Annotated in this window: 9 protein-coding genes; 4 read left to right on the forward strand and 5 right to left on the reverse strand. The window is 59.0% G+C overall.

What is annotated here, in order from left to right:
• Positions 1-48 precede the first annotated feature (48 nt).
• Both PVZ77_RS18790 and PVZ77_RS18795 read left to right on the forward strand, forming a co-directional pair.
• The gene (locus PVZ77_RS18790; RefSeq protein ID WP_273805349.1) at positions 49-1482 is read left to right on the forward strand and encodes a conjugal transfer protein TraH; all 1434 of its coding nucleotides are present in this window, start codon (positions 49-51) and stop codon (positions 1480-1482) included.
• A complete protein-coding gene (locus PVZ77_RS18795; RefSeq protein WP_273805348.1) occupies positions 1482-4523 on the forward strand; it encodes a conjugal transfer protein TraG N-terminal domain-containing protein in 3042 nt (1013 codons plus the stop codon). Before PVZ77_RS18790 ends, PVZ77_RS18795 begins: the two co-directional genes overlap by 1 nt.
• A gap of 34 nt (positions 4524-4557) precedes the next feature.
• Here the strand turns inward: PVZ77_RS18795 and PVZ77_RS18800 are convergent, their stop codons facing one another.
• The 3 genes from PVZ77_RS18800 to PVZ77_RS18810 all read right to left on the reverse strand — a co-directional run bounded on the left by PVZ77_RS18800 (position 4558) and on the right by PVZ77_RS18810 (position 8131).
• The gene (locus tag PVZ77_RS18800) at positions 4558-5298 is read right to left on the reverse strand and encodes a hypothetical protein (RefSeq protein ID WP_273805347.1); all 741 of its coding nucleotides are present in this window, start codon (positions 5296-5298) and stop codon (positions 4558-4560) included.
• A gap of 1202 nt (positions 5299-6500) precedes the next feature.
• Positions 6501-6995 (reverse strand): hypothetical protein, encoded by a 495-nt coding sequence (locus PVZ77_RS18805; protein WP_273805346.1) that lies wholly within the window; start codon positions 6993-6995, stop codon positions 6501-6503.
• A gap of 167 nt (positions 6996-7162) precedes the next feature.
• Complete coding sequence (locus tag PVZ77_RS18810) at positions 7163-8131, reverse strand: DNA replication terminus site-binding protein (RefSeq protein WP_273805345.1); 969 nt, start codon at positions 8129-8131, stop codon at positions 7163-7165.
• A gap of 502 nt (positions 8132-8633) precedes the next feature.
• Here PVZ77_RS18810 and PVZ77_RS18815 point away from each other — a divergent pair.
• Both PVZ77_RS18815 and PVZ77_RS18820 read left to right on the forward strand, forming a co-directional pair.
• Positions 8634-9143: a hypothetical protein gene (locus tag PVZ77_RS18815; RefSeq protein ID WP_273808475.1), complete on the forward strand. Its 510-nt coding sequence runs from the start codon at positions 8634-8636 to the stop codon at positions 9141-9143.
• A 40-nt stretch (positions 9144-9183) separates the two neighbouring features.
• Positions 9184-9417 carry a hypothetical protein gene (locus PVZ77_RS18820; RefSeq protein WP_273808474.1) on the forward strand — a complete coding sequence of 78 codons (234 nt, stop codon included), beginning with the start codon at positions 9184-9186 and terminating at the stop codon, positions 9415-9417.
• 437 nt (positions 9418-9854) lie between these two features.
• On the opposite strand, the gene PVZ77_RS18825 is transcribed toward PVZ77_RS18820, so the two are convergent.
• Together PVZ77_RS18825 and PVZ77_RS18830 are read right to left on the reverse strand one after the other, a co-directional pair.
• On the reverse strand, positions 9855-10337 hold the full coding sequence (locus tag PVZ77_RS18825; protein ID WP_273808473.1) for a hypothetical protein: 483 nt from the start codon (positions 10335-10337) through the stop codon (positions 9855-9857).
• A gap of 116 nt (positions 10338-10453) precedes the next feature.
• Positions 10454-11356: a DNA-binding protein gene (locus tag PVZ77_RS18830; RefSeq protein WP_273808290.1), complete on the reverse strand. Its 903-nt coding sequence runs from the start codon at positions 11354-11356 to the stop codon at positions 10454-10456.
• Positions 11357-11518 lie beyond the last annotated feature (162 nt).

Below are 11518 nucleotides of genomic sequence, written 5' to 3' on the forward strand. Positions count from 1 at the left end.
GCATGCGCCGCAAGCTCGCCCGCAAGACCATAGATGGAGAGGTGCCCCATGAGGCGCAGCAGTAAGCAGTCGTTGTGCGCAGCCGTGCTGGTTGCGGCCCTCGCCCCCCTGGGCGCCTACGCCAACATCGAGAGCCAGCTGGACTCGATGTTTAACTCGATGTCCAACAGCACCGACCCGGGTATGTACCAGACGGCGACCCGGGGCGTGGTCAGCGGTGGCTCGATGCGGATCCGGAATCAGATCGCAACGGCGCCGGTGGTCTCCTTCCGACCGCCCTCCTTCCAGGCCGGCTGCGGCGGCATCGACATGTTCGCCGGCTCCTTCTCGTTCATCAACGCGCAGCAGTTCGTTCAGTCGCTGCGCTCCATCGCCTCCAACTCGGTCGGCGTAGCGTCGGGCTATGCATTCAAGCTGGCGCTCAAGGCCATGGGGCCTACGGTGGAGAACACCATCGCCAACCTGCAGGAGACGATGCAGGACCTCAACGGCCTCATGTCCAATAGCTGCCAGCTCGCCCAGGGCCTGGTGACGGACGCGTTCTCCGCGTTCGAGGGCAAGGACAACATGCAGACGGCCACGGGGAACACCGTGAAAGGCCTTGCTGACAGCTTCGGCTCGCTGTTCTCCGGCAGCACCAACTCGAAGTCGCCGACGGAAGAAAAGAGCAAGGCCGGCAACTTCGTCAGTTGCGAGGACACCGGCAACGTCGTCTGGTGCGCCATGCAGCAGTACAACAGCCAGCAGTTCTTCAAGTACGGATCTCAGCAGACCGACGAGATGATCATGTCCTTCACCGGCTCGGTCGTCATCACCGGTCTGGTGGACGCGGCCGATGGCAAGGGGCAGGTCCCCGAGACGAAGCCGGTGATGCCCACCGGCATCGCGCTGCAGGACATCATCGAGGGCCAGAAGACCGAGACGGTGCAGATCTACTCGTGCGGCGGAGACAAGGCCGCGTGCCTTACGCCCAGCACTCAGTCGATCGCTTTCGACGGCTTGGCGGAGAAGATCATCAAAGGATTCAACGGCTCGACGAGCTCCGTCGGGATCGTGAACAAGTGGGCGACCAATACAGGGACGTTCACCAACGATGAGCAAGCCATCCTCAACATGATGCAGAAGCCGGGCTTTGCCGGGATGGTCCAGCGCCTGTCGCAGGGTAGCGAATCGATGGCCCGCGGCTTCGTTTCTGCCCACGCGAAGATGCTCGCGCTCGAAGGCGCGTATTCGCTGGTGAAGTCCTACATCGACACGGCTGAGACAGTGATCACCCGCAGCAAGATGGTCGACAAGCTAGGCAAACCTGCCGGCGAATTTATCGGTACCGCACGGGATCGTCTGGTACAGGAGCACCAGGCGCTACTGAGCCGCTACGGCAACGAAAACGACCTGGTCCTCGATTACGAGGCGCGCATGAAGGTGCTGCCCACGCCCGCCGCATTCATCAACGTCGAAAAACCTGTGCAGGGAGCTCAGTAATGGAGTTCTCGATCTACTCGGTCGGTTCGGCGACCTACCTCGAAAGCATCCTCAACGCGGTGGCCATGATCTCGGGATCGGGCAGCATCGAATCGTTGGCCAAGGTCGGTCTGTTGATCGGCACCCTCTTCCTCGGCTTCCAAGCGGTATTCAAGAACCAGGCTATCCCTTTCCAGCAGGTGGGCGTGGCCCTGATCCTGTACATGGCGCTCTACGGCCCCACCGGCCGGGCGGTCGTGGAAGACGTTTATGACGGCACAGTCGTGGTCGTCGACAACGTGCCGATCGGACCGCTGTTCGTAGGATCCGTGGTGTCCAACATTGGCTACAAGCTGACCAGGGAGATGGAGCAGGCCTTTTCCACACCGGCCATGACCACCTACGGGTTCGCCGACCCCCTCACGACCTTGATGAAGGTGCGCGGCGCCACCCGCAATGTCTTGGCGATGCCGTCTGTGATGGGTGACACCCGGGCCGGCGGAGACTTCGTACGGTCGTGGATGACCTATATCAAGGAATGCACCCTGGTTGGGGTGGGCCGCAACGTGGCCGCCTACGGGACACTGATGCGAAGCAACAACCCCGTCGATGCCATGAGGTTCGAAAGCCAGGTATACGGGACCGAAATCTTTGAGGGCAACACCGGCGTTGGTACCTATTACACCTGCTCCGAAGCGCACACCCGGCTCAAAGCCCTCAGCGCTTCCACGCAGAGCGGCATCATGGATGATGTGGCGAAGCTGGCGTTCCAGAAGCCCGGCAAGACCGTCACCGGTGACGATGTCACCACCCGGGTGGACGACGCGCTGCGCGGCTTGAATCTCCAAGTGGCAGACGCTCGTGCCTTCACCATGGCCTCCGTGCTGCTGCCGATCTTCGAGCGAGCGCCGGCACAGAAGGCCCTCGAGGATCAGCAAGGCGCATACGCCATCATGCTCAGCCAGGCCCAGGCGCAGCAAGCCACTCAGTGGGCTGCCGAAGGCTCGATGTTCACGCGCTACGTCCGGCCGTTCCTCACGTTCTTCGAAGGCCTCATCTACGCCATCACCCCGATGATGGCGTTCCTCCTGGTGATGGGCACTTTCGGGATGAACCTCATCACCAAGTACATCACCATGCTGTGCTGGATGATGCTGTGGCAACCCATGTTGGCCATCGTCAATCTCTATACCAACTGGTACACCGGCACGGTGATGGAGGGCCTGCTCGCGACCACTAGCAGTGTCACGGACGGCAATGCACTTTCGTTTGAGATGATGAAGCAGATGATGCCTGCCCTGGACAGCGCGATCGGCGTTGCCGGCTTGATGGCATCCTCGGTACCAGTGATCAGCATGTTCCTAGTCACCGGTAGCGCGGTCGCGTTTACCAGTATGGCTCAGCGTCTCGGGGGCTCCGATCAGATCAACGAGAAGATCGTATCGCCTGACGTTGTTACACCGTCTGCGGGTCTGCAGACAACACCCTATGCGACCGACGATTTTGATAAGGGTCTGCGCAAAACTGGGTCAGAGAATCAACGCGGTAGCATCGCTATTTCGCAAGGACTGACCCAGACCGAACAAAGCCAACGAGTACAAGCCGAGCAGTCTTCGGAGGCGTTCAGCAAGCAGTTGATGAGCACCTACGCTAAACAGTTCGAAAATGCCAAAGGCATCGCTCAGCAAGCGGAGATTGGGCGGTCGCTTCAAAATACGTTCGGACTTTCTCAGAACGCGGATTTCCAAAAGCAGGTCCAGGCGCTACGCGCTGAGGGAATGACCGATAACCAGATTGACGCGGAAGTCGCTCAAAGAACACTCGGCGCCAGTGGATCCGCAGGCGCGAGTAATGGCGCCTTGAGTGCAAACATCAGCGCGGTAGGCCAAACATCGAAAACGTCGACAGACTCAATAATTCAGAAGGTCGATTCCTCGCAATCTCAAAGTAAGGCTGCCGGTCTAGGCGAAACGGTACGCAATGCTATCGACAAGACTGAAGGCTTCAGAGCGGCTGAAAGTTTCCAAAACAATCAGCGTTTGAGCCTTTCGCAACCAGACCAAGAAAGTCTTAGCAGAAGTGCGCAAAAGGCCATTTCTGATCAGAAGGCATACACGCAGACTGCTGCATTCAGCAAGTCGGCTGGGTTGAATGAGACGATCTCCGTCGACTCGTGGGCTGGTAGGGCAATCCGCGAGGGCAAAGCAAATACGCTGGTTAACGAAGCAATGAACAAATACCCGGAACAGTTTCGCGAGAACGTCGCGCAGAATGCGAGCATGCTCGATTCGGATCGGCGCGATGTTGGTGCAGCCTTGCTGACGTTAGCTAAGAATAACGATCTAGGGGCTTTAACCCGCGCGCCAGCAACGCACGATGAGTACGCAAGCCCTGGGCAGCTCAAACCTAGCGATTATTCGAACATAAATGGCGTGAACACGGAGAGGCTTGATCAAGAAACCAGGAGTGCAGGACATCAAGTCTCTGGGAGTAACTTTAATAGTCAGTTTGATTCGGGGTATGCGCGGGCTTCAGGCCCCGCTGCAACGGCGCAGGTTGGAGCCGCGTTTCATAAGCACGGTGCGACGGTAGAGAACGACGCTCAGGCCTATGCAGGCCAAGCGAACAAAGAGGCTAGACATCAGGCCGAGGGTCGACTCCGCGATACTGCCAGGGATGTAGATAATCGTAACGAGTCGGCCCTAGGTGTCTATCCAAGTGCGATCATCAATACCGCTAAAGATTGGGCCGGGTTGAAGCCATCTTATGAGGCTTATAAGGAACATGGCGAGAAAAGATTAGGATTGGAGCCTGAGCAGGCGGCTGTTTATGCGGGTGCGAAGATAGGCAAAGTCAATGATGAGAAAATCACGGCAGACTGGAATAACTACGTGGAAAATAATCACATAGACAAAGAGGTGGCTGCCGGGATGTACCAAAAATTGATTCAGGCTGGAGTTGCGAATAACGGCGATGGAGCGCTTGGCGATGTTATGACACTAAATCGCTTAGGTAACGCTGAAAGTGAATTGTCTCTACACTCAATACCGCGAGGCAATTGAAAGAATAAAAGCCCGCCATATGGCGGGCTTTTATTTAAGACTCACCCGACAGATTTCGAATTACCTGCGCATGATCATTGTCTTTAGTAAACAAAAATTGCTCATGAGCAGTATACTCGTAGACCGGAATTTTGCTGGCGTCGAAACTGGTGGGCTGATTGGATATCCCTTTTATGAGTTCAATCATAAAAATAAACGCGGAAATCAATAGGTATATCCCTGACATCTTTGCAGGAGCTTCATATATGAAAGCAGCTAGACTGCCGCCGATGGCAATTAAGGAAAATGCACATGCCAGCACCGTGCCATGGGGTCTTGCCGCTAGATAGCTGTTAACTAGAATCAACATCAGCACTGTCAGTCCGCTGATAAAAAATACATCCCGGATTTCTACATTGCCAACGTGACAATATACCATTCCCATCGCTGCCAATATCATTGGCACCACAAATCTCATGAAATGAGAAAGCCTGTTTTTAGACAGTGCTGCATCAATATTGCGTAGTATTTCTAGCCGAGGGTGGACATCTGCCTTCGAAACTTGATTGCTTAGTTCATCTACAAGATTTACCGCGATCGCCATGTCTCGCTGAGACAAATGTCGCTTTTGAACAAGAATTTGCAAATTAGATAAGGGGGCCTTGATTCTTTGCGGCAGGCGCTGAAGGCGATCAAGGTCTACATGCTCCAATTCAATGCTTTCTGGAGGAAATGCGAGGTAACCTTCCAGCAATGCTTCCGCCCTACGCACTTCCCCGGCAATGATCGGATGCATGATGCACCTCCTGATTCGATAGACCTATGGTATCGCAGGTCCTAAAAACGCAAGGGTCGCTTAGCCGCCGTTCACGCCGCTGATGTGCCCTTCCCTCCGTGCTCCAGGCCGCCGCTAATGCGAGCCAGGCTCTGTGCCAGCCGCGGCGCCTTGATCGCGTGCTAGAAGGTTCGCCTCGAAATGGCCGATAGCCACACGCGCTGCCTTAGCAAAGCTTGCGATGGACGGGCCACCCACAGGAGATGTGGCTCGGCCTCGTCATCCAGATAGTCAACTGACACCGCATAGGCGCCGCCCCAGCTGGATGAGTCCTGGATCTGGACGCGTGTCGGCTTCCCGCGGTGCTGAAGCACAAATTCAGGGTCGCTAAGATCGGTACCGGGTCGCTTCTTGAAGCCGTAGCTGGTCATGTGATCGTCCGCTGGATGGGGAAACTGGGTGCCTCAGCAGAACGTATCCGACGCGGTGGAAATGCAACCTGGTCGCGATGCTATCCCCCTTGCGAGCGCCTGGCTTGCCCTGGGCCACATAGGCGATGCCGCCGAGCCGATAGGTCGAGGGCGTAAGGAGCGCAGGTCGGGCGCTGTCCTGCGGCCGCTGGCCACCGGTGGGCATCTGCCCAGACCTCAGCGCGCGCCTTCATATCGCCGCGCTGCCGGCCGCGCGCGCCACGATCGAAGTTGCGCAGGGCCGAGACCTTCGGCTCGGCGTTGCCGGCGAGCACGAACACCGGCAGGTGTGCCTTGATGATGGGATCCCATGCTCGCCGCGCTCGCCGAACCAGAGCGTGCGCTGCGGATGCGGAGCCACGACCTTTTGCTTGATCAGCACTTGGTCGTCGGTCAGGTTCGCGTTCGTGCGCAGATCCTAGTATTCGGGCGTCTGCCCGATTGGGGCCCCTGCTGCTGCGCCCTATTTATGGCCACCGCCTATAGCTGCTGGCGAACGGTTGTTGGTGGCGGCGTGGCCAACGCAGGTGAAGGCGATCCGCTGCGGCGAGCTGTCGATGGAGTGGATCACGCGCTACGGACGCTCAAGGCGTGCGTTAGCGGCCGTAGATCCACGTCAATAGACACGCGACGTTTAATTCCTACCAGACTTATCTTTCTTGTTTAGCGGTGGCTCCTCAGAGCGCCGATGGTAGTCCGTCGTTGGTGGCGGAGGAGTCTTGTGCTCTTGATTCTTTGGTTTCTGCCCGTCACTCATATCAGAAGCTCCTTTGCTAACAATGTGATTGCCAACAGCGATAGTGCCCATGCTGCATAGACAATTTCACTGTATGCGAAATCCAGCGGTTTCGATTTGTTATCGATAACGTCCTTCAATTTTTCTAGCGTGTCAATGTGGCAGTCGTATATGTATTGCTTCCGTCGCTCCTCATCCGCGTTCAGCATCCACTGCAACGTCTCTCGCCGATATGGCAGTGTAGGGCATTCTTGTATCCTCAGGGCGCTTAAGGCGTGGCCCCATGAGCAGGCTATGCAGAGCGCAGCCGCAAGAAAGCAGGCCATCGTGATGACGTCTATCGCGTGTGTCATTCCGAAAAGCAGCTTCCCTTTTGATGTGACGAAGGCGGTTAGTGCCGCTATGACAACGGATACCGCAGTAAAGAATTTAGCGCATTTATTCTCGAAGTGATCGAAGCGAGCTTGCTCTTCTTTGTAGCGGTCTTCGAGGTACGCAAGCGTCTCATCCATAATCTTATCCGTTGGTCCATCTGATGATGAAGTGGCAGTGCGGCCGAGAATAAGCGGGACGACCTATTGCTCGCAAATTGACGTAGGCATTTAGCGTAATTGGTGCTTTGCTGTTCGCTGGCAACCTTCACTCTGTTGCTTGCAAGACTGCCCCATGGGAGCCAGACCTACGTCTCATAGGTAACGCCGCCGAGGCGATACGTCGAAGGCGTCCTGAGTGCTACCCGACCACCCTCCTCCACATCTATCAGCTGGCCACCGGTGGGCAGGTAGAGGTTGCGCTCAGCCCAGACCTCCGCCCGCGCCTTCACATCGCCGCGCTGGCGGCCGCGGGCCGCACGATCGAAGTCGCGCAGCGCCGAGACCTTCGGCTCGGCGTCGCCGGCGAGCACAAACACCGGCAGGTTGGCCTTGATGATGGCATCCCACTTCTCGCCGCGCTCACCGAACCAGAGCGTGCAGCGTGGATGCGGCGCCACGACCTTGTGCTTGATCAGTACCTGGTCGTCCGCCAGGTTCGCGATCGTGCGCAGATCCTGGTACTCGGGCGTCTGCTCGATCGGTATCCCCTGCTGCTGCGCCCTACTCTCGGCCTCCGCCTGCAGCTGCTCGCGCACGGTGGCCACCGGTATCCGCTGGTTGCTTGTGGTGTGGCCAGCCCAGGTGAACGAGATCCGCCGCGGTGCGCCGTCGAAGGCGTGGATGGTGCGCTGCAGCTGCTTGGTGGTGACGCCGGCGCCCAGGGCGCGCCGTAGCAACCGCGGCCGCATCTCGGGGGTGTAGCCCAGGGCGAGCCGGAGCGCCTCGATCTCGTCGGTGACCACCTGCTTGCTCGTATTGATGGCCAACACCTGCGGCAGCACGCTCGCCTGCAGGCGGAAGTAGCCCGGCAGGCGCATGACGGTGCCGGCGGCTTGGCCAACGTCGCGCTGGTGGCTGGCCAAGGCCGCGGTGGCCAGCGCGATCGCCGCCTGGCCGTCGACCTCCTGGACCTCGAGGACGTCGGGCGTCTTCTGCTCGTTCAGCAGCGGCACCTGCCACACGCGGCCGTCGACAACCAACCCTGGCCAGGTCGAGTTGAAGTTGGCCAACTGCTCGACGAGCACCTGGTGCGCACGCTGGATCCCTTCGTACATGGCGGTGCCCTCCTCACGGGCGACGTTCCCAACTACTAAAATATACCACCCCTGTACAACCCAAGCCCCTATCTAACCTCTCCCCCTTCCACCCTTGAGCCGCCCTGGCCCCTTTCCTTCCTTCTCTCCTTCTCTCTTTTCCTTCCCTTTCCCTTCTGTAGCGCGCGGGGCGCAAGTGGTCGGTGGGGGGAGCCCGGGCGGAGGGGGTGCAGGGGGTGCAGGGGGTGCAGGGGGTGCAGGGGGGTTGGGTTTGAGGATATGTAAAGGGGTGGTATAATTACCGCACCGGCTGGCCGGCCTTGCATTTCGGCAGCAGCATGTACGCTACAGCTAGATCTCTCGCCTGGGCCCCGGGCACGGCTGCGATAGGAAATTCCGCTGCGTGCGGACCGCATGCTCGCCTCGCTATCAGCCATCCGCCCCTTGGAAGTGATCCCGACCTAACTCAAACTGCCCTGCTGCTGTAGGTGAGATTGCTCGAATGACAAACCGACCGCCAAATGTGCGCAAGCAGTACCGGGCTATCGCGGAGGTAGTCCGCCAATATACGGAAAAGCAAATCAAAGAGGCGCCCGAGATAATCGGCGCCGTCGTCGACCACCATCTGATCAGATACGACAGCATCGACCATAACGCGCTCAAGAAAATGGAGGAGTGGTCAAGCAGTGACTTTCGCAAGCAGTGGCGCGATGTGCCAAGACGGGGTAGAGGGCATCCGAAGGCGATCAGCCTATCGCTCTGGCACGATCAGACGTTGTGCGGCCTGTGCTTTGCCACTCCGAAAAAGAGCAAGGTCCGCATCAAGCTGATGCTGCTTGAGGGGCATCCTGATGAGCAGCATCCGCTCAAGGGGCTGGTGGCTTCCCTGATGCTCGTGGCGATCGAAAACTATGCCAGGCTCATCGGTCTGGAGAAGATCCTGATACCAGAACCGCTACCAGGCGCCGTGCCGCTCTACAAGGAGCTTGGCTTCGACTACGATGCGGACAATCAACTTGTCAAGGCTGTCTAACCGTCTTAGCATGAATGACAACGCCCCCTTGGAGGTGCAAATGTCCAAATCCGATAAAGTCGATTCCGGCAACGCTGCTCACGACAAGCGCTTGTCTGCGATTTGGGAGCTGGCCAGTTTACGTCTTGGCTCCAAGCTCTCGGTCTCGCAGCGTCGGATGCTCGCCGTTGCCGTCACCCGTGGTGCTGAACTGGAGCCCAGTGGCGCCCTGGCTGGCCCGGTGAACGCCAAAAAGAAAAAGGCGCCAGCAAGCGAGCGCATGCACTCCGCCTGAGCATTCCCATCAGAAAAGCCGCCTTCGGGCGGTTTTTTTGTGCCTGTCTGCCGTAGAAGTGACCAGGTCTTTCCCGTCGACGCCAATAGCGGGTGGTGAACGACGCTCAAGCCCGGTGGCCAGTCCAGAACACCAGCGCCAGCGCAGCCCCGTCCGCAGCGCTGAGCCGTCGCCTCGGCGCACTCGCGGCATACCTGGGCGAGCGCCAGGGCCAAGGCGCCCTATCCGGAGTGAGCGATATCGTGCCGGCGCTGGCCAGCGTCGGCGTGCACTATCGCCCCTGGCAGGTAGTGGAGCATCTGAGGTACCCGACGCCATTCGCGGCCCTGGCCACCCAGCTGCAGCTCCTGCTCGACGACAGCGACAAGGTCACCCGGCATCTGGATGCCCGCCACGTATTGGTTCGCGCCGGCTTGCTCAACAGCGGCCGTGTTGGATTACTCGCGTCCTTGCGCTACCAGCAGTCGCCCCGCCGTACCCCGCAACATCGCCAGGCATGTCGGTACGTCCAGATGGACTTGCATGGCCAGCACCCGAATGCCCAGCGCGCCAAGATGGAAGACCTTGTCCGCGGTGATCGGCACGTTGATCGATAGGCGTTGCTGGAGTAGGCGGAGGTAGAGAACACCACGCTCAGGCTGGTTGACCAGGGTTAGCCCTTTATCGCCGGCGGCCCCATGATTGCGCGCCTCGAACGTCGGCGTGATTCCCAGGACGCAGCACATGAACGCCGGCATTTCCCGAGGTGTGATCTGAAGCGTCAGCTTCTCAGACCAGTCGAATTTTTCACTGGATCCCTTACGCCCGGCACCGTCCACCGCGAGCACGGTCTCCTGCGCCTGGTTCAGGACCACCTCGAACTTCAGCGCGGCAGACCCGCCGTAAACGTGGAAGCCTTCGAACTGGTCAGCCACCCTCATTCCCCTGCAGCAGGGCTAGCTGCCCGGGGTGCCTTACCGGTCCCCCTCGAAGCAGTTTTCGCAGCCGCTTTGGCAAGCTGGCGGTCCAACACTGCGATTCGGGCACTGCTATCTTTCTAGACACGCTCCAAGTAGCGCTCTGCGGCTTCCCGGCCAGCGTCGGCACGGGCAAGCTTGTCACCCAGGGCGCGATTCTCCACCCGCAGTTCGGTGAGGATCTCGAGATCCTGAGCGCGCGTACGCTCCATTTCCTGGATCTGCCCCGCGGCGCTATCAGCCTCGGAGCGAGCGATGGCAAGCCGATTGCGCATTTCACGGAGCTCGACCTGGGTATCAGCAAGACGCTCCTCAGCTGCGGAAGCAGAACGCTGATGCTCCGCGCTCGCCGCTTCTGCGGAAGCCTTCTGGGCGAGCGCCAAGCTTAGTTCGGTCTGGCTCTCGGCAAGTTGGTCCCTAGCTAGTTGCGCCTGTCCCTCCGCCTCGGCAAGCCGTTCGGCGAGACTGGCGTTCTCCTCAGCCATCGCACTGAGCTGGTTTTCCTTCAGTTGAAGCTCGTTGGCCAACCCGTCCATCTGCTGCTGACTGCGCTCCTGATCGGCCTCAAGGCCTTCGAGCACGGCACTGGCATCGTCTTGCTCAGCCTCCAGGCGAGCGATCTCTTGCCGCGCCTGCTCAAGCTCGAGCACGACCTCTTTGCGCGCCGCAGCCGCTACCAAGTCAAGGGCGCCGGCCAGTGCATCCTGCATTGCCTTGGTCTGCTTGGCGACCGCGGTTTCGATGATCGCCGTTGCCTCCTCTGGCAGTGGCCTAGTTGGGATGGCCCCACCCGGTACCCCAGTGTGGTGTCGCTGCCAGACGCTGAGGAGCGTTTCGGGGCGACCCCCGCCGAGGGTGGTCCGTAGCGCCCAGCCATTGACCTTGCGCCCACCTGCCAGCAGCTGTTCGCCGGCGGCGATGACCTCTGCGTCTGTAAATCTGCGTTCCGCCATGGCCGCCTCCGGATTGAAGAAAGACAGCATAGTAACGCTATACCAAACTAACAAACAAATTTGTTTGTATTGTTTGGTTAGGTTCTAACGTTAGCTAACAAACGTGCACGAGTCCATCGTGCTTGAGCTTCTGTGGCCCATGGCAGATGCGAGGGTCGACACTCGTCAAAAGCCATATCTTGGATAGCGGCT

The organism is Pseudomonas sp. SHLD1, assembly GCF_028640935.1.
In the GTDB taxonomy this organism is placed as follows: domain Bacteria; phylum Pseudomonadota; class Gammaproteobacteria; order Pseudomonadales; family Pseudomonadaceae; genus Chryseomonas; species Chryseomonas aestiva.